16 protein-coding genes are annotated in these 18,657 nt (G+C 62.9%); 4 read left to right on the top strand and 12 right to left on the bottom strand.

Annotation, left to right across the window (positions count from 1 at the left end):
* Window positions 1–8: 8 nt before the first annotated feature.
* Both GE253_RS06625 and GE253_RS06630 read right to left on the bottom strand, forming a co-directional pair.
* A complete protein-coding gene (locus GE253_RS06625; RefSeq protein WP_211101366.1) occupies window positions 9–1,208 on the bottom strand; it encodes an acyl-CoA dehydrogenase family protein in 1,200 nt (399 codons plus the stop codon).
* Between the two features lie 77 nt (window positions 1,209–1,285).
* Complete coding sequence (locus tag GE253_RS06630) at window positions 1,286–3,589, bottom strand: TonB-dependent receptor (RefSeq protein WP_153203323.1); 2,304 nt, start codon at window positions 3,587–3,589, stop codon at window positions 1,286–1,288.
* Window positions 3,590–3,844: 255 nt separating this feature from the next.
* Here GE253_RS06630 and GE253_RS06635 point away from each other — a divergent pair, with 255 nt between their 5' ends.
* Entirely contained in the window at window positions 3,845–4,774 is a 930-nt protein-coding gene (locus GE253_RS06635) for a LysR family transcriptional regulator (protein ID WP_153203324.1), read from the top strand.
* Between the two features lie 47 nt (window positions 4,775–4,821).
* Here GE253_RS06635 and GE253_RS06640 read toward each other — a convergent pair whose 3' ends face one another.
* The 9 genes from GE253_RS06640 to GE253_RS06680 form a co-directional block, all read right to left on the bottom strand.
* A complete protein-coding gene (locus tag GE253_RS06640) occupies window positions 4,822–5,379 on the bottom strand; it encodes a cytochrome b (protein ID WP_153203325.1) in 558 nt (185 codons plus the stop codon).
* A 55-nt stretch (window positions 5,380–5,434) separates the two neighbouring features.
* Entirely contained in the window at window positions 5,435–6,211 is a 777-nt protein-coding gene (locus GE253_RS06645) for an SDR family oxidoreductase (RefSeq protein ID WP_153203326.1), read from the bottom strand.
* Window positions 6,208–7,380, bottom strand: a complete 1,173-nt coding sequence (locus GE253_RS06650; protein ID WP_153203327.1) for an MFS transporter — start codon at window positions 7,378–7,380, stop codon at window positions 6,208–6,210. The genes GE253_RS06645 and GE253_RS06650 overlap by 4 nt, the downstream gene beginning before the upstream one ends.
* A gap of 40 nt (window positions 7,381–7,420) precedes the next feature.
* Window positions 7,421–8,980 carry an acetolactate synthase large subunit gene (locus GE253_RS06655; RefSeq protein ID WP_153203328.1) on the bottom strand — a complete coding sequence of 520 codons (1,560 nt, stop codon included), beginning with the start codon at window positions 8,978–8,980 and terminating at the stop codon, window positions 7,421–7,423.
* On the bottom strand, window positions 8,977–10,347 hold the full coding sequence (locus GE253_RS06660; RefSeq protein WP_153203329.1) for an aminotransferase: 1,371 nt from the start codon (window positions 10,345–10,347) through the stop codon (window positions 8,977–8,979). Before GE253_RS06660 ends, GE253_RS06655 begins: the two co-directional genes overlap by 4 nt.
* On the bottom strand, window positions 10,337–11,266 hold the full coding sequence (locus GE253_RS06665) for an alpha/beta hydrolase (protein ID WP_153203330.1): 930 nt from the start codon (window positions 11,264–11,266) through the stop codon (window positions 10,337–10,339). The genes GE253_RS06660 and GE253_RS06665 overlap by 11 nt, the downstream gene beginning before the upstream one ends.
* A 3-nt stretch (window positions 11,267–11,269) precedes the next feature.
* Window positions 11,270–11,878: an amino acid synthesis family protein gene (locus GE253_RS06670; protein WP_153203331.1), complete on the bottom strand. Its 609-nt coding sequence runs from the start codon at window positions 11,876–11,878 to the stop codon at window positions 11,270–11,272.
* Window positions 11,879–12,309: 431 nt separating this feature from the next.
* Entirely contained in the window at window positions 12,310–13,113 is an 804-nt protein-coding gene (locus GE253_RS06675) for an SDR family oxidoreductase (protein ID WP_153203332.1), read from the bottom strand.
* Complete coding sequence (locus tag GE253_RS06680) at window positions 13,113–13,913, bottom strand: hypothetical protein (protein ID WP_153203333.1); 801 nt, start codon at window positions 13,911–13,913, stop codon at window positions 13,113–13,115. Before GE253_RS06680 ends, GE253_RS06675 begins: the two co-directional genes overlap by 1 nt.
* Before the next feature lie 141 nt (window positions 13,914–14,054).
* Here GE253_RS06680 and GE253_RS06685 point away from each other — a divergent pair, with 141 nt between their 5' ends.
* From GE253_RS06685 to GE253_RS06695, 3 genes are all read left to right on the top strand, one after another.
* Entirely contained in the window at window positions 14,055–15,560 is a 1,506-nt protein-coding gene (locus GE253_RS06685) for an aldehyde dehydrogenase family protein (RefSeq protein ID WP_153203334.1), read from the top strand.
* A gap of 74 nt (window positions 15,561–15,634) precedes the next feature.
* Complete coding sequence (locus tag GE253_RS06690) at window positions 15,635–16,669, top strand: YCF48-related protein (protein WP_153203335.1); 1,035 nt, start codon at window positions 15,635–15,637, stop codon at window positions 16,667–16,669.
* Complete coding sequence (locus tag GE253_RS06695; protein WP_153203336.1) at window positions 16,659–17,123, top strand: VOC family protein; 465 nt, start codon at window positions 16,659–16,661, stop codon at window positions 17,121–17,123. The genes GE253_RS06690 and GE253_RS06695 overlap by 11 nt, the downstream gene beginning before the upstream one ends.
* A gap of 204 nt (window positions 17,124–17,327) precedes the next feature.
* Here GE253_RS06695 and GE253_RS06700 read toward each other — a convergent pair whose 3' ends face one another.
* Window positions 17,328–18,623 carry a PQQ-dependent sugar dehydrogenase gene (locus GE253_RS06700; RefSeq protein WP_153203337.1) on the bottom strand — a complete coding sequence of 432 codons (1,296 nt, stop codon included), beginning with the start codon at window positions 18,621–18,623 and terminating at the stop codon, window positions 17,328–17,330.
* Window positions 18,624–18,657: the final 34 nt, after the last annotated feature.

Genomic DNA, 18,657 nt, shown 5'->3' on the forward strand with positions numbered 1-18,657 from the left:
TCCCCTGGTCAGATATCCTGGTTATCGTTCTCGATGCCCAGCAGCATCGCCCCGCGATTGCGCCCATAGGGGTAGGGGTTGTTGGCGACATGCGCACGGGCGCTGTGGATGTCGAGGAAGGCCTGGCGGATCGGGTTGCCCCGGAACAGCGCCTTGGCCCCGCTAAATTCCATTAGCAGATCGATGCCGCGCACGCAGCGGCTGACCGTCGCCGTGGTGGCGGCCGCCAGGGCGGCGCGTCGTTCCAGCGGCCAGTCATTGGCCAAGGCCCGATCCAGCAGCTCGCTTAAATCCCGCTCCATCACCAGCACCTGTTCATCCAGGATGCGCTCCACCTCCGAAATGGTGAATTGAACGGAGGTGTCGCGGGCCAGCCGTTCGCCGGTATAGGTGGTCCGCCGCCCCCGCGTGGCCTCAATAAAGGCATCCAGCGCATGTTTCAGCGCGCCCAGGGAGGTGCTGGAAACCGTGCGGTTGAAGATCTGTGCAAAGGGGATTTTGTACAGCGGGGCTGTATTGATCGCATGGCCGGGGCAGCGCATGTCAAACAGATCCTGGTCCCGCACCGTGCGATATTCCGGCACGAAGGCGTTTTCCACCAGAATGTCATTGCTGCCGGTGCCTTGCAGCCCCATCACATCCCAATTGTCCAGCACCTGATAATCGGCACGCGGCAACAGGAAATTGCGGGGTTCGGGCGGGGCGCCCGGCGTTTCGGACGGGATATTGGCGCCCAGGATCACCCAGTCGCAATGGCCCGAACCGCTGGAAAAGCCCCAGCGGCCACTGAGCCGATAGCCGCCTTCCACCCGCGTCACCCGCCCGACCGGCATGTAGGAGGAACAGAGACGCACATTAGTGTCGCTGCCCCAGACCTCTTGTGCTGCCCGGTCATCGAACAGGGCCAGTTCCCAATTATGCACGGCCACCACGGCATAGACCCAGGCCGTGCTCATGCAGCCTTCCGCCAGCGCACGGGCGATGCGGCCATAGGCGAGTGGCGACATTTCATAGCCACCATAGCGTTTGGGCTGCAGCACGCGGAAAAAGCCCGCCTCCTGCAATTCGCTGATCGTTTCCGCCGATACCTGACCGGCCTTAAGCGTCGCCGCCTCCCGGCTGCGCAGGACGGGGATCATGGCGGCGGCACGCGCCACCAGCTCTTCTGCCGTCGGGTGATCCCGACGGACCATCACTTCAACCGACATGATGCATCTCCCAGATGTTTTTCTGTTGGCTCAAGCCCGGCCCTGCGACCCGAAGCAGGGCCGGGCTTGTTGCTTCCTTAAAACTCGGTTTCGATCGACAGGCCAAAGGTTCTCGGCCGGTTTACGAAGGCTCGCGCGAAATAGGGATTATTCTGCGCCTGGGAGCGGTTGATCCCGACAATGGCGCGCCGGTTGGTGATGTTGTCGACATAAAGCGAAGCCGTCCAGCTGTCCCCCGACACGGAGATGCGGGCATCCAGAATGTCGTAGGACGGTTTGCGGGTCAGGCTGGCCGGCACCGCGCTGTAATTATACTGGCCGCCGATATAGCGGTTGGAGATGCGGGCGCTCAGCGACAAATCATCACTGATATCATCGGCATATTCCAATGCGGTGGTGGCGGTCCAGCGCGGGACGTCGGGCAATTGCTGGTCCAGGGGTGAATTGCCCGGCAGGCTGATCCTTGTCAGGGCGGAGCGGGTATAGCCCACCGATTGTTGCAGGGTGAAACCCCAGCCCAACCGGGCTGACATTTCGGCCTCCGCCCCCTTGGAATAGGCGCGGCCGGAATTGGCGGTGAAATTATAGCCGCAGGACAGGGTCGTCTGTTGCTGGATGTCGGTCCAGTCAATGTAATAAAGCGCGCTGTTGAAGGTCACTTTGCCATCGAACAGCTTGGCCTTCTGCCCCAGCTCATAATTCCACACCCGGTCGGGGCCGAAGGTGGGGGGCTGCCCTTTCAGACCCAGCTCCTTGAAGGAATTGGTACAATCGATGGCCCCGCTGGTGGGAATGGGCAGGTTGGGGCCGCCTGGCCGGAAGCCTTCCGATGCCGTCGCATAGACCAGCAGGTCACGGTCGGGCGTATAGGTCAGCGTGGCTTTCGGCGTCAGCCCGCTGTCGCGGGCCGTACCGGAGAACAGGCCCGTCTGGGCCGCCAGACCGGTGGCATTCTGCGCATAGGAGAAGCGATAGGTGAAGTAACGCAGACCCAGCGTCAGTTTCCATTCCGGCAGGAACTGGTAATTGGCTTCCCCGAACAGGGCCTTCTGTTTCAGCGTATCGCGCTCTTCATCGGTGAATGCATTGTTGGTGCCGAACACCGGGATCAGATCATCCACCGTGTTGCGGATGTAAAGATCATCCCGATATTTGCTGTAATAGGCACCGGCCAGCCATTGCAAGGGCGAGTCATAGTTGGAGGAGACGCGGAACTCCTCATTGATCTGCCGCGATGAATGGCGTTCCGTCGTGTAATTGTCGGCCGCCAGCCCGGTCTTGCCCAGGGGGCCGAAGGCGAAGAACTGGCTTTCGGCATCATCCTCCTTGATGAAGGAGCCCAGCCGCAGCACTGAAGTGATCGATTGCAGCGATACCCCGCCGATATCGTACTTCACCCGCAAACTATAGGCATCGAAGCGCTGCGATGAGAGTTCATTCACATCGGTCGGCTGGTAATGCGCCATGCGGCCCGGCGGCATGTCGATGGCGGACAGGCCGCTGGTGGTCAGCTTCTGGTGGAAAATCGCCGGCTCGATGGTGAGATTTTCCGTGGGCGTGAACAGCAGCGTGCCTCGGAAGGCGCGCAGCCGGTCGCTATTATCATTCTCAATCACCCTGGCCACGGGGGCGGCCAGCACATTGCCGCGGTCATTACCTTGTGGCAGGGGGAAATTGTTCAGGATGACGCGGTCGATGAACCCGTCATTATGACGGTCCGTGCCAACCAGCCGGACAGCCAGCTTGTCATCCACCAGGGGGATGTTCAGCATGACATTGCCGGAATAATTGGTGCCGCCGCCTTTGGTGGATGACAGTTCCCCCTGGGCCTTGGCGTGGAAATTATTCATCTGCGGCCCATTGGTGATCAGGCGGATGGTGCCGCCCATCGAACTGGCACCATAAAGCGTGCCCTGGGGTCCGCGCAGCACTTCCACACGCGCCAGATCATAGAGCGTGGGGTCGATCTGCACCTTGCCGGCTGCCGCAATTTGTGAGGCGGGCGGCGTCACCGGCACATCATCCAGGTAAAAGCCGACGGTTGGCGAGGAACCGCCGTTACCGGACAGGCCCCTTATATTAAACTGGGTCCGGCCCGGCCCCGAAGAGGCGATGGAAATGCCCGGTGTCTGCGTCGCCAGCCGGGCCACGTCGGCGATCCCCTGTTTCAGCAATTGATCACCGGTGACGGCGGTAATGCTGATGGGGGTTTGTTGAATTGTGGAACTCCGCTTCTCCGCGGTAACCACAATCTCTTCCAGTTCGATGCTCTGGCTCTGCTGTTGGGCATGTGCCTGCGAAATTGACAATGTGCCCAACAAGGCAGCACTTGCCAGCAACCGTACGCGCAATTGCGACGGCTTGGATGAAATCTTACGCATGTCTCCCGTCCTTCTCCCAGAACTTGAAGTGAACTCTCCCTGATTTTTTATTTACACAGAGCTATCATAATCTCGTTTATGCTACAATCCATATTGAAGCGGAATGATTGGAAGATTTATGCAACAGTTGTCCGGGCGCCCATCGCGGCACCGGATTGGTTGACAGCGCCCAGCCGTATCCGGCATAGATGCGTAAATGCAACAATACGTGCGTAATTGGGCCGATTTACCAACAATTGAGGGAGAATAGCGCCGATGGACGAACGCCTGGAAATCGCCAACGCCGTCTCCATGATGTCGTTCGCTGCGGTGGTCAGCACTGGCAGCTTCTCGGCGGCGGCCGATGCGCTGGGCTATTCCAAGGCGGCGGTCAGCCGCCAGATCTCCCAGCTGGAAGCGCGCATCGGATTGCGTCTGCTGGAACGCACGACGCGCAGTATCGCGCTGACGCCCGCCGGCCGGGAAATTTATAGTCGTTGTTCTCGTATATTGGACGAGGTGAAGGAGGCCAACGACCTGCTGGCCGGTATCCAGGCGACACCGCGCGGGGATTTGCGGGTGCGCGCGCCTGTGGTGGCATCCCTGTTCCGGATCACTGAAATGATCCCGAAATTTCTGGAAATGTACCCGCAGATCAAATTCCACCTGGATTTGACTGACAGCAAGATTGACCTGATCAAGGGCGATTTCGATCTCGCCTTCTGGACCGGCGATACTTACGATTCGACGCTGGATTCGATAAAGCTGTGGGAATATGACATGGTGGTTGCCGGCGCGCGGGAATATTTCGCCAAGGCTGGCGTGCCCCGGACCCCGGCGGAGATCAAGGATCATGCCTGCATCATGGAAACCCATCTTTCCCGTCCGGGGGAATGGGCCTTGTCGCAGGAACATGTGATCCAGTTGCAGGGTGTGCGGCTGGTGTCCAACAGCGTGCGCGTGACGCGCGAAGCCTTGCTGGCCGGCATGGGCATCGCCTTTCTGCCGCGTTTCCTGATTGAGCAGGATTTGGCGGCGGGCCGGCTGGAAATGGTGCTGAACGGCCATGTCACGACGAAATTGCCGCTCTATCTGGTCTATGCCAAGGGCAATTATGTCTTGGCCAAGGTGAAGGCCTTCGTCGACTTCATGTCGCAATCACTCAATGAAGGCGAGATAGTGCCAGAATTTTGCGATGAATTCTGATCCGTGCCGGGGGTGCTTTAACCCCCGGCACGGTTAAAATGATACCCTTACAGCATCCGCGACAGGGAATCCTGCGGGTCTTTATCGAACAGCCGGTGCTTGATGGCACCGGCCACATGCAGGGCGATCAGGCCCAGCAGGCTATAGGCGGCCACGGCGTGGACCTGGCTGAAAATATCCGACAGGGCATTATTCTTGCCCAGCAGTTCCGGCAGATAGAGGCCGAAGAAATAGATGCCGTCGCTTTCCGGAAAGGTGCTGGACCGGGCATAGCCCAGCAGCGGCACGGCGATCATCAGCACATAAAGCGCCACATGGGTGATGTGGGCTGCAATTGTTTCCAGCCGGCCCATCCGGGGCGATGGGGCCGGCGTGCCGAACCGGCCGCGCAGGGTCAGCTGGATCAGCGCCAGCAGAAAGGCCAGGATGCCGAATGATTTGTGATAGGGATAGCCCCAGTCGAACTTCACCGCATCCGCATCATTCAGCGACACCATCCACCAGCCGAGAGCGATCATCCCCAGGATGGTTGCCGCGCGGCACCAATGGATGATGCGCAGGCTGAGATGATATCGCGGCCGTTCGCCCGTTACTGTGTTTTGCATGGTGCTGTCCTGCCCTCCATATTCTTTCCTGTACGGCGCCGTACAGGAAAGCCGTTCACAAGTAAATCCCGCGGGAGTAACCGGCATCGACCGCGATGGATTCCCCCGTGATAGGCACCGGCGTGGGGGAGAGCAGAAAGCCGACGACGCGGCCCAGTTCTTCGGGATGAATGACGCGGCGCAAGGGGATTTGCGCCACGAACTCCGCTTCCACCTGCGCCGGGGTGCAGTGCCTGGCGTCGGCTTCGGACTGGAACAGTTCCCGCAAATGCGGTGTCTCGACAATGCCGGGATGCACGGCATTGACCCGGATGCCGAACGGCCCCAGCTCATCGGACAGCGTTTTGGTGAAATGGCTGACGGCGGCGTTGCGCAACCCGCTGAGTGTGTTGGAGGAACGGCCGGTCAGCCCGCCAATATTGACGATGCTGCCCGCCCCCTGCCGCTTCATCACCGGCACCACGGCCTTGGCGCAGCGCAGATAGCCGACAACCTTGGTATCCAGATCGCCCAGCAGTGGCGACAGGTCCAATTCCTCAATCGGGCCTGCGATGGGGCTGGGGTTGGCCGCACCATTGACCAGCCCGTCAATCCGGCCGAACCGTTCCAGCACCGCGGCGACCATGTGATCGACACGGGCCTGATCGCGGGTGTCGGTGGCGACATAGGCGCGGTTGGCGGGATCGGCGGCGATCCAGTCGCGCGCCGCCTCATGCCCCTCCAGCTGCCGGCTGGCCAGCGCCACGCGCCAGCCCTCCCGCGACAACACCTGGGCAACGGCCAGCCCGATGCCGGCGGTGCCACCGGTGATGATGACGGCGGGGTGGCTCATGGCTTCAACTCTCCGGTGGCGGGATAGCGGCGGCGGCCCGCCGGCGTCATGCCGGCCAGCATCACGGCCACACTGGCGATCAGGGTGATGGTGCTGGTCCACAGCACCGGTGAGAAATCATGCCCGGTCAGCAGCAGGGCGGCCACGGCCGGACCGAAGCCAAAGCCCACCGTCTGGATCGATCCCATGGCGCAGACAATGCGCCCATCGGCATCGGCATCGCTGCACAGGCCGGAGAGCAGGGGTTGCGACAGGTTCCAGGCGAAGGTCATGCCCACGGCCGCCGCAATGAAAAGCCCCAACGAAACCTGACCGCGCAGGGCCAGGAAACTGATGACGGAGAGCACGCCGCTGACAACCAGCGGCCAGCCCCGGCCCCAGCGTGGGGGCAACAGCCCAGCCACACCGGCACCGCCGGCACCGCTGAGATTGGCCATGGCCAGCGCCAGGCCGATCTGCTCGGCCGTGATGGTACTGGCGTCGCCGATCTTCTCCAGATAGCTGAAGGTGGCACCCTGGGCCAGGAAATAGAGGAAAGAACCCGCCAGCCCGCCCAGTGCCAGCCGCCAATGGATGGGCGCACTGGCCCTTTGCGGGTGATCCGATCCCCCCTGATGCCCATCGGGCAGCCAGACCAGGAAGGCCCCCACCAGGGCGCTGATCAGGCCATTGGCAATGAACAGGGGCGATGATCCCGCCGATTGCTGCAACCAGGGCAGCACCAGCAATAAAAACGCGCTGATCAGCGCGCCGATGAATAGATAGATGGCAAAGGCACGGTCCGGCAATGCCGTCCGCCCCAGCGTGGCAAAGGAAAGGCCGATGGCAATCCCTTCACCGGCACCGGTCACCACACGCGCAATCAGGATACTGTCGAACGTGTGGCTGAAACCGGTGCCGATATTCCCCACTGCCATCAGCCCCAGACCCAGCCCTACCAGCACCCGCCAGTTGATGCGGGGGATCAGAAAGGTGCTGAGGCCGATGGTCAATGCCATGGCATTGATTTCCCAGGCGGCGACATAGCCGACTTCCTGGTTGTCCAGCGCCCCCTGCTGGCCGAACAGCGCCATGAAGCCGGGGACCATCCAATTGATCAACGCTCCCTGGATACCGATGGCGGTGGCCGCAACAATAACCCGTCCCTGACTTTTTGACCCTGCTCCCATAGCCGCCTCCCGAAGCGTTCTTTTTCAAGGGGGATCACTGTCAGTCCAGTTCAGCCTGGATCAGAAAGGGACCATCGGTCGCCAGACCTTTTTGCAGCCCGGCGGCGAATTCTTCCGGCGTCACCGCCTTGACCGCCGGCACACCGTAGCCGGTCGCCAGTGCCACCCAATCGACGGCCGGCTGGTCCAGCCGGGTCAGCCCTGCCACCACCTCGGCATCAAGCGGGATACCCGACCGCTTCAATTCCGTTTGCAGGATGGCGTAGCGATGATTGGCGGCGATCACGATGGTGATGGGCAGCTTTTCCCGCGCCATGGTCCACAGGGATTGCAGCGTATATTGGGCGCTGCCGTCCGATTGCAGGGCGATCACCCGCGTATTCGGGGCGGCCAGGGCGGCACCCAGGGCGCAGGGCAGGCCCTGGCCGATGGCACCACCGGTATTGGTCATCACCCGATGGCGCGGTGCCCGGTGGGCTTGGCGCAGATAGGGGCCGCCCAGGGTCGAGCCTTCGATGGAAACGATGGCATCTTCCGGCATCTGGGCCAGCACCTCTTCCACAATCCCGTCGGGCGACAGGGTGGCGCTGGCGGCGGGCACGGGCGGCGGGCAGGATGCAGGGCGGGAGTGGGGCAGACCCTGCACCGCGTCGGCCAGCCGTTCCAGCGCGTCCACCGCATCCTCGTCGGGCGTGGCCAGCAGGGTCTGGCTTTCCGCTGGCACCGGCTCGCTGGGCCGGCCTTCATAGCCGAAATAGCTGACGGGCGGGCGGGCGCCGGCCAGGATGAGTTCGGCCCCGGCGATCTGGCGCACGATATCTTCGGGGAAATAGGCCAGCCGTTCCAGCCGGGGCAAGTCGCCGCCCAGGCTGGCAATGGCCGGATAGGTTTCCATCAACAGCCGGGCACCCGTGGCCGCGGCCACCCGGCCGGCGGCCCGCACGCCGCGTTCGGTCAGCGCGTTGCCTCCCAGCAGCAGGACGATATCCCCGCCCTGGTCCAGTCGGGCCCGGCTGGCGGCAACCCGTGCCGCATCAACCGGGGAACGCGACGGCGACGCCAAGGCCGCTGCCTGTTGCAGGTCAGGTGCGGGGAATTGGGCCACCATCAGGTCGGTGGGGGCCACCAGGGTAACGATCTTGCGGTCGGCGGCGGCCTTGAAGGCACTTTCCACATCCACCGCATAGCTGGTATGGCTGTTCAGCCGCACCACCGCCCCCGACATCGGCCGCGCCAGCGTGTCGATATCCGAGGTCAGCGGCGCATCGAACCGCAGGTGCCAGGTGGCATGATCGCCGATGATATTGACCATCGGCGAGCCGGCCCGGCGCGCATTGTGCAGATTGGCCAACCCATTGGCGAGGCCGGGGCCCAGATGCAGCAGGGTCAGGGCCGGACGGCCGCTGACACGGGCATAACCATCGGCCGCCCCCGTGCACACCCCTTCGAACAGGCCCAGCACGGCACGTATACCGGGTTCCACCCGAAGCGCGCCGACCAGATCCAGTTCCGTGGTGCCGGGATTGGCAAAGCAGATATCAATCCCGGCCGCATGGGCATAGCGCACCAGGAAGGCGGCGCCATCCGTCTCAGTTGTCATCGAATACCCTCCGCCACCTGCTCCACGGCGCTGGCAAAGCGGCCGACGATTTCCTCGATATCGGCGGCGGTGGCCACCAGCGGCGGGGACAAGACCAGCGTGTCGCCCAGGGCGCGGGTGATCAGACCCTTCGACGCTGCCGCCTGCAGCACCTGACGGCCCGTGCGGTTGGCCGGGGGCAGGGGGGCCTTGGTGGCGCGATCCTGTACCAGCTCAACACCGATCATCATGCCGACGCCACGGATATTGCCGACCAGCCGATGGTCGCCCAGTGCTGCCCGCATCTTGGCCTGCAACTCTGCCCCGCGTGCCGCCGCATTCTCGACGATATGCTCTTCGTCGATGGCGCGCAGCGTCGCCAGGGCGGCAGCGGCCCCCACCGGGTGGGCGGAATAGGTGTAGCCATGGGCGAACAGGCCGGCGCGGTCTGCCTCGCTCTCGATCACATTCCAGATCCGTTCCGACACGAAGGAGGCGGACATGGGGAAGTAACCGCTGGTGACACCCTTGGCTGCCGTGATCAGGTCGGGCTTCAGATTGTAAATCTGGCTGCCCCAATAGGTGCCCAGGCGGCCAAAGCCGGAGACGACCTCGTCCAGCACCAGCAGCACATCGTACTTTTCCAGGATCGGCACGATCTCCTCGAAATAGCCTTCGGGCGGCGGGATCAGGCCGCCGGCACCGATCACCGGTTCGGCAAAGAAGGCGGCCACCGTATCAGGCCCTTCCTTCAGGATCGTCGTTTCCAGTTCGGCGGCGAGCTGGCGGGAGAAGTCGCGCTCGCTCATCCCTTCGGGGGCGTAGCGGTAATAGTTGGGGCTGGAGACATGCAGGATCGGCCCCAGCGGCAGGTCGAACAGACCATGCATGTTGGGCAGGCCGGTCAGGCCGCCGGTGACGACACCGGAACCGTGATAGCTGTTCCAGCGCGAAATGATCTTCTTCTTCTGCGGGCGGCCCAGCAGGTTGTTGTAATACCAGATCAGCTTGATCTGGGTTTCATTGGCATCGCTGCCCGACGCACCGAAGAACACACGCGCCATCGGCACCGGGGCGCGGGCCAGCAGGGCCTGCGCACATTCAGCGGCCACGTCGGTCGACATGCCGTTGAAGGTGTGGAAGAAGGACAGGCGCGCGCTCTGTTCGGCAATGGCCTGCACAATGTCCGGGCGACCATAGCCCAGATTGACGCACCAGAGACCGGCCATGCCGTCGATATAATCATTGCCATGGATGTCGCGGACGCGGACCCCCTGGCCTTCCGCCATGATGGTCGGGCCTTCACGCTTCAGGTCAGAGACCCAGGTGAAGGCGTGGAACAGCGAGGATTTGTCGATTTCGCCGGCCCGCTGGATATCAATTGCCATGAGAACCTCCTGCCTGAGTGGCTGTCTGCAAAGTTTCGTCAAGGAACCCGTGAACCAGGGTACCGAATGTGTCGGGGGCATCGTCATGGACATAGTGGCCGGCATCCGGCACCGTTACCTGACGGATATGGGGGTTACGGGACGCCATCGTCTCCACCGTCGCCAGGGGGCAGAAATCAGACCGCCCCCCGCGCACAATCAGGGTGGGAATGCGCAGGCTGTCCACCACCGGCCACAGATCGACGATCCGGGCCGGGTCGGGGTTCATGCGGGTCTGGCGGATGCCCTCGGCATCATAGCGCCAGGTAATGGTGCCGGCTGGCGTTGCCTTCAGGCTTTCCGCCACCCGTTCATCAATCGCTGCGTCACTGAGGGAAGGGCGGGCGGCGCGCCAATAGGCGCGCGCTTCCGCCCAGGAGGCGAAGCCGGCGGGCAGCTTCGCCATTTCATTGACGATGCGTTCCGCCCCGGCCCCCTGGATCGATGAACCCGGCGCGATATCCTCAATGATCAGGGCGCGCAGCCGTTCCGGATGGCGGCTGGCATAGACATAGGATGTCGTGCCACCCATTGAATGGCCGAGCAGGGTGAAGCGGTCCAGTTTCAACTGGTCCACCAGCGCTTCCAGATCGGCCAGATAGGCGTCGGTATAGTAATTGTGGCCGGGATCCCAGTCGCTGTCGCCCCGACCCCGCTGGTCCAGGGCGATTAGCCGGTACTGGCCGGCAAGCCGCCGCGCCAGATACCGCCAGGTACCCGAAAAGCCGCGCAGTCCGTGCAGAAGCACGACCGCCGGCAGCCCCGCATCCCCCCATTCACGCACCCGCAGATTCAGGCCGTTGATCAGGGTGAAGCTCTCCCGCTCTCCGGGCAGCCGTGCGGGCTGGGGCGGCGGTGCTTCTGCACGATCCTGTGTCATGGCTTAGCGCAATCCGTCCTTGGCCTTGATCTCGGATGCCTTGATGCCGCCGACACGCGGATAAAGCCGGCCACGGGTCGCCACCACCATGGCGATCAGCACCTCATCCGGGCTGGGCGCATCCGGGAAGTTCACGGATACGGTGTGATAGTGGGAGCGGACATAGAGCGCATCCTTGTGCGCCAGCGGAATGTCGATCTCCGTTCCCGGCCCGCCACGCTTGCCGGTCGACGGCACCCAGGCCAGCGCGCCGCCCAGGGCGTCGCGGATCGGGTTGGCGAAATCCGTGGTCAGGAAGGCGTTGCCATGCTCGTACTCGCCATTAACGCCGACGATGCAGGCCTTGCCATAGCTTTCGGCCTTGCGGCCCTTCAGCCCTTCCACCAGCCGCTTGCCGAACTCCACGCCAAGCGCTGCGGATTCCCGGATGACATCATCCACGGAATCCGTCCAGGTGCCGGCATAGGGGTTATGGATGGCGGCGGCGACGACGATCTTCACGACCGGGTCACCATCGGCCAGACGGCCGGATTCCAGGGCCAGCGTCTCTTCCTCGAAGCTGTACCATTTACGGATATGAAGCCCGTTAAAATTGGCTGGGCGGGATACCATGGTCTTTCCTCCTCACCGCTGTGCGTCACTGTTGTGACGATCACCATTGGATCGATAACACAACAATTCACTAATTTAAAGAGTTACAGTTCCGAATTAACAACAATTAGGCCGTAAGAGGGCTTGGTGTTGTTGATGGGGAACGAGGGGGTGGGGTGAGCCCGTGTCATCGCTTCGAAGCCGCAATGACGTCTCGCACAACGCCGTTTCACCGCGAAAGCGCCAACTTTGTCCCTTGGAATAGGGTGCCTTCCCCGCGAAAGCGGGGATCCAGGGTCACAAGTAACCAAGCATCGGGCTTCCTGGCCCTGGACCCCCGCTTTCGTGGGGGAGGCAGGGAGGGGCACCGGACAAAGTTAGCGCATATGTGAACGCGGGGCTCCAGTGTAGACAGAAATCAACGGCCCAGCGCCTTTGCCCCCAAACCTCCCTTACAGGAACACGGCGCGCGACAGGCCGCCATCCACCGCAATGGACTCGCCCGTGATGCCGCTGGCCAGACCGGAGGCCAGGAAGACGATGGGGTCTGCCACCTCTTCTGCGCGCAGCGGGCGGCGGATGGCGGCGGGATCAGAGGCTTCACGCTTGGTGAAAGCTTCCAGGCTGATGCCTTCGCGGTCGGCCATTTCCTGGAACCAGGATTCCACATGTTCAGTCCAGGTGACGCCGGGATGTACGATATTCACCGTGATGCCGAACGGGCCCAACTGGTCGGACAGTGTCTTGGTCAGATGCACCAGGGCGGTGTTGCGCAGGCCGCTCAACGCCTCCGTGGAACGCGCGGTCAGCCCGCCGACATTGATGATGCGGCCCCAGCCGGCCGTCCGCATATGGGGCACGCAGGCCTTGCAGGTGCGGAAATAGCCGATCAGCTTGGTGTTCAGGTCGGCGGCGAGCGCTTCCTCTTCCGCCTCTTCAATATTGTTGCGCACCAGACCGCCGGGGGCGGCGGCGCAATTGACCAGGATATGCACCGCACCAAAGCGCTGCACCGTTTCCGCCACCAGGGCATTGACGGACTCCTTGGAAGAGGTGTCGGCGGTGATGCCGACCACGGTGCCGCCGGTCTTGCTGCGAATTTCCGCCGCGGCGGCTTCCAACGCGTCCTTGCTGCGGGCGGCGATCACGACGGTGGCCCCTTCCTGGGCGAGACGCAGCGCCGTGGCCTTGCCGATACCGACGCTGCCGCCGGTGATGATGGCCACGCGACCGGCCACTTGCAGATCAAATGACATTAACGCTCCTCCTCTGCGGAAACCTGTTGAAAGGTGAATGATGCGGTGGCGGGACCGGGGAAGACAACGATGACAGTTTCATCGGCCTCCAGGGTGGTAATTCCGGTACAGCTGCCGGTTGCCACCTTCTGTCCCGCCCGCAGGAACTGGCCCCGTGCGGCCAGATGATTGGCCAGCCAGGCGATGGCGGCCAGCGGCCCGCCATCGATCCGGGCGGTGGAGCCTTCCACGTTGCTGCCGCGGTTGCGCTCCAGCCGGACGGGGACAGAGTCCAGTTGGTCAAGCGACAGGTCCAGCCTGTCCCCGATGACCAGCCGGTCGGCAAAGCTGTTATCGGCGATCAGGGCTGGCAGGGCGACATCGTCGCTGGCGAAGCGGCAATCGCAAATCTCGATCCCGGCATAAAGCGCTGCTACCGCACCGGCGACATCCGCCGCCGTCACCGGCCCGTCACCGGGCAGCAGATCGCGCCCCAGTTCCACCACCAGTTCCGCCTCTGCCACCCGCATATGCCGGGCTGAGACCCGTGCCGACGCGGGGGAGGGCAGCAGGGCGGCGGGGGGCAGAAAGCCGGCGATCGGCGCGCTGGCCCCCATCGCCTGACGCGGCCCCGGTGCCGTCAGGCCGATCTTGTAGCCGGCCACCAGCCCGCCCAGCCGTTGGGCGGTGATTTCCTGCACCTGATATGCATCGTCAACCGTTGCCGGTGCGCATTCCAGCGCCACCGCGGCTGCGGCGTTGTCCTGCTGCCGCGCCTCTATCAGCCGGTCCGCAATCGCGCTTGCTGCCCCCTGATCCACAGCCCTGCTCCTTGTTTTGATTGTCTCGTTCTTACAACAAACAATGTCGTTTTAGCAAGATTGTCTTTTTTATGGAACTGTGATAATCCAAAAATCAGGTAACTGAGAAGGCCGGGAACGTTGCCCGGCAAGGGGACGGGAATGAAGGAAATCAGCACGCAGGAACGCGCCGCCCGCCTGACGGCGGCACTGGCCGCCACGCCGGGCAAGCTTCTGATCGGTGGCCAATGGGTAGCGGCACAGTCCGGCCGCACGTTTGAAACCATCAATCCGGCGACCGGTGCGGTGCTTGGCCATGTCGCGCATGGTGAGGCGGCGGATGTCGATCTGGCGGTGAAGGCAGCGCGTCAGGCGCTGGAACAGCCGGCTTGGCGGCTGATGTCGGCGCAGGACCGGGGCAATCTGCTGCTGCGTCTGGCTGACCTGATCGAACGTGATGCCGATGAACTGGCTGTGCTGGAATGCCTGGATAATGGCAAGCCGGCCAAGCTGACCCGCGCGGTGGAAGTGGATGGTTCAATCAAGACCTTCCGCTATTTCGCCGGCTGGCCGACGAAGTTCGGCGGGGAGACGCTGCCGGTATCGCCGCGCAGCGGCGCGCGTATCCTGAACTATACGACGCGGGAACCGGTGGGTGTCTGCGGGTTGATCATTCCGTGGAACTATCCGCTGTCGATGGCGGCCTGGAAGGTGGCGCCGGCCTTGGCGGCCGGCTGTACCGTGGTGCTGAAGCCGGCGGAACAGACGCCGCTGACCGCCCTGCGGCTGGCCGCCTTGGCGCAGGAAGCCGGCTTCCCCGATGGCGTGTTCAACATCATTACCGGTTTTGGTGACGCCGGGGCCGCGCTGGTGGCCCATCCGGGTGTCGACAAGGTGGCCTTCACCGGCTCCACCGAGGTGGGCAAGCGCATCGTCGCGTCGGCTGCCGGCAATCTGAAGAAGGTGTCGCTGGAACTGGGCGGCAAGTCGCCGCAGATCGTTTTCCCCGATGCCGATCTGGGGCCGGCCGCCCAGTCCATCGCCCAGGGCATCTTCTTCAACCAGGGCCAGACCTGCACGGCCGGTTCCCGCGTCTATGTGCATCGCAGCCGCTATGATGAGCTGCTGGGGCTGGTCAGCGACCATGCCAAGCGGCTGCGCATCGGCGACGGGCTGGACCCGGCCACCGATTTCGGCCCGCTGGTCAGCGATGAACAATGGCAGCGCGTCAATTCCTATATCGGCATCGGCCGGGAGGAGGGCGCGCGTCTGGTCACCGGTGGTGGCCGGCCGGCCGGCCATGACCAGGGCTATTTCTTCGAACCCACCATCTTTGCCGATGCCGACGGCTCCATGCGTATCGTGCGGGAGGAGATTTTCGGCCCCGTGCTCAGCGTGCTGCCCTGGAGCGAGGAAGAGGATCTGGTCCGTCAGGCCAATGATTCCGAATTCGGCCTGTCCGCCGGCATCTGGACCAACGATATCCGCCGCGCCCACCGCACGGCGGCCGCGATCAAGGCCGGTACCGTCTGGATCAACTGCTTCAACATGATCGACCCCTCCACCCCGTTCGGCGGCTTCAAGCAATCCGGCTGGGGCCGGGAGCATGGCCGGCAGGCGATGGAGCTGTACAGCGAAGTCAAAAGCATCTGGGTCAATCTCAGCTGAGGCTGTTTCGGCATGGCCCCCGGGCGGGTGGGCCCATGATTTCACTCACTTTATAACGACGGGAGTTGTTTTCGATGACGACGGGCAAGACATTCCTTGTGGCCACCGATGGGCAGGCAGTGCTGCGTACCCATGATGATGGCAAGACCTGGCGCCGCATCACCCCGGACCAGGATCTGGAATTCGACGATTGCGTGCGCTGCCTGCTGGCCGATCCGCGTCAACCCAATGCGGTCTTCGCCGGGGCGGAGTCCGGGCTGTTCCACAGCACCGACTGCGGCACCACCTGGAACCGCATTGACTGCGCGCTGAACGGCTATTCGATCTGGAAAATGGCGGTGGCCGCCAAGAACCCAGACATCATGTATGCGGGCACCGGCTCGCCCACCCGTTCGGCCTTTTTCCGCTCCACCGATGGCGGTCGGACCTGGGAAAAGACCTCGCTGGAAATGCCGCCGAAATGCGCTGGCGTCAGCCGCCCGCGCATGTTGGCCATGTGCATTGATCCCGACGATCCGGCCGATGTCTGGGTTGGGGTGGAAGAAGGCGGCCTGTTCCGCTCCCGCGATGGCGGCAGCAACTGGACCCGCATTGATCCGGTCTGGCCGGAACTGCGCGGCAATTCCGATGTGCATTCCATCGTGGTCTGCCCTGGCAGCCCGAAGATTGTCGTCGTTGTTGTCGTGGGTGGCATCTATCGCTCCACCGATGGCGGGGAAACCTGGCAGCAGACGGTGACCAAGGAAGCCTGGGGCATTCCCTATTCCCGCGTCGCCCTGCTGCGGCCGGGCAGCGACCGGGAAATCCTGCTTAGCATTGCCGATGGCACGCCCGGCACCACCTCGCGCTGCCTGCGTTCCACCGATGCCGGTGCCACTTGGGAAACCATGCCGCTGCCGGTGGTGCCGAATTCCTGCATCTGGGCCTTTGGTGCCAACCCGACCGACACATCACTCATCCTGGCCGGCACCAAATATGGTGAGCTGTATCGCAGTGATGATGCCGGGCGGAGCTGGGCGAAAGAATGGCGCGAGTTCAGCGAAATCACCGATACTACCTGGATTCCCGCCGTACCGGCGGATGGAGGGAGCAGCGATCATGGACACTAAGATCAAACGGATTGGCCATGTGGTCCTGTATGTCCAGGATCCCACGGCATCGGCCCAATGGTACAGCCGCATCCTGGGCATGAAGATCGTGACGCAGGTGAAGGATGGCCCCTATGCCGGGGGTTATTTCCTCAGCTTCGGCACCCATGACCATGATATCGCCCTGTTTCCGGCCCAGCCGGGTACGACCAAGGGGCAGGAGTTTGAGCATATCGGCCTGGAGCTGGATTGCGGTGGCGATCTGGACACCCTGCGCCGCATCCACGCTTTCTTCCTGGAAAATGATGTGAAGATCGCCGAGGTGTTGGACCATGGCGTTTCCACCGGCATCTATTTCTATGATCCCGATGGTCACATGCTGGAAGTCTTCGCCCAGGTGGTCGGCCCCGAGGACGGGGCCGCGATGGCCGAGCTGGAGCGCAATGGCGGGCAGGCCCTGCCAACGGGGCTTTAACACCCCGTAAAATGTGGAAGCCCCGTCGAACCTGTTTGGTCGGCGGGGCTTCTTTATCAAACCAACCCAATAGCGTCGTAAAATTTTCTTGTCCGGTTTTGTTCCGCCAGCCCGTCTGCCTCCCCCGAGCCGAACGCGCCGCCAAGGGCGGGCATCATCTTGGGGGAAGAGAGCGGGAAAAATATCCGTATCGGCCTGCTGGTGTCAGCGGGAGCCCGTAGGTGCAGGGCTGATCCGCAGCAACAGGCTGTCGCTTTCATCGGTCAGGGCGTAGAGCAGGCCGTCCGGTCCCTCACGCACATCCTTGAAGCGCTGGCGCAGCCCATCCAGCAGAATCTCCTGCCGCATCTCCTGCAACTTCTCATTCAGGACCACCCGGATCAAGGCGCCCGTCCCGTTGATCTGACCCCGCCGGGCGCTGGCGATGAACAGATTGTTCCGCCAAGCGGGTACCTTGTCGGCATTGTAAAAGGCGATGCCGCTGGGGGCGATGCCCGGCGTCCAGATGGTCAGGGGCGGTTCCGTATCCGGCCCCACAGGCTTTGTCGGCAGCGGAGAGCCGCCATATTCGGTGCCGTAGGTGAAGCGCGGCCAGCCGTAATTGCGGCCAGGCAGGATATGGTTGATCTCATCGCCACCCTGCGGTCCATGTTCCGAGGCGATGATCGCACCGGAGCGGGGATCAACAGCCAGGCCCAGCACATCACGATGGCCCAGGGTGTAAATTTCCCGCCGGGCGCCGGCTACCTTGACGAAGGGATTGTCTTGAGGAATTTTGCCGTCAGCATCGACCCGCAGAACTTTGCCATAGATGTTATCCGTGCGCTGGGACGCGTCGATATCACCCCGGCTGAGCCCGCCCACGCCGACATAGACCATCCCGTCTTTGGTGACCAGGATGCGCGATCCGCCAGCACCTTGAACCGCCTCGCCAACCCAGACGTCTTTTGCATCGACCAGCCGCATATCCAGCAGCCGGGCGCGCGCCAGAACAGTCGTGACGAACAAGCGGCCGGATCCGGCATCAAAGCCGGCCGGCCGGTTATAAGTGAAGTAAACAACCTGATTCTTCAAGAAATCGGGATGAAGCGCCACATCCTGAAGACCCAGCATATCATCAGGCACGGCATGTTCGACATTGCTGAAGTCCGGTACCCCGGCTATCGGGGCGCTGACCAGTTCCGGACGGGGGCCGGTGGCGTTGCGCAAAAGTCGTAGCCGGACACCCCGTTCAACAATCAGGGCATCCCGATTGGGCAGGAAGGCGACGGTGAACCCGTGTGCCAGACCACGGGCCAGGATATCCACACGGATGTCATGCTGTTCAGCGGTATCATACTGGAACGGGCCCGCCCCCACAGCTGGCGGTGTGATGCCGACCTCTATTTCCTCCGCAGCCTGGACGGGCAGGGCGGCGGAAACAGAGAGAAACGCCACGGACGATAACAGAAAGATTTGTTGAACAAAGGACCGTCGGGCGGTCGCGGGACGACATTTCATGTCAATTCTCCAGAAACCAGAGAGAAATTTCTGT

It is taken from the genome of Niveispirillum sp. SYP-B3756 (assembly GCF_009495745.1).
In the GTDB taxonomy this organism is placed as follows: Bacteria; Pseudomonadota; Alphaproteobacteria; order Azospirillales; family Azospirillaceae; genus Niveispirillum.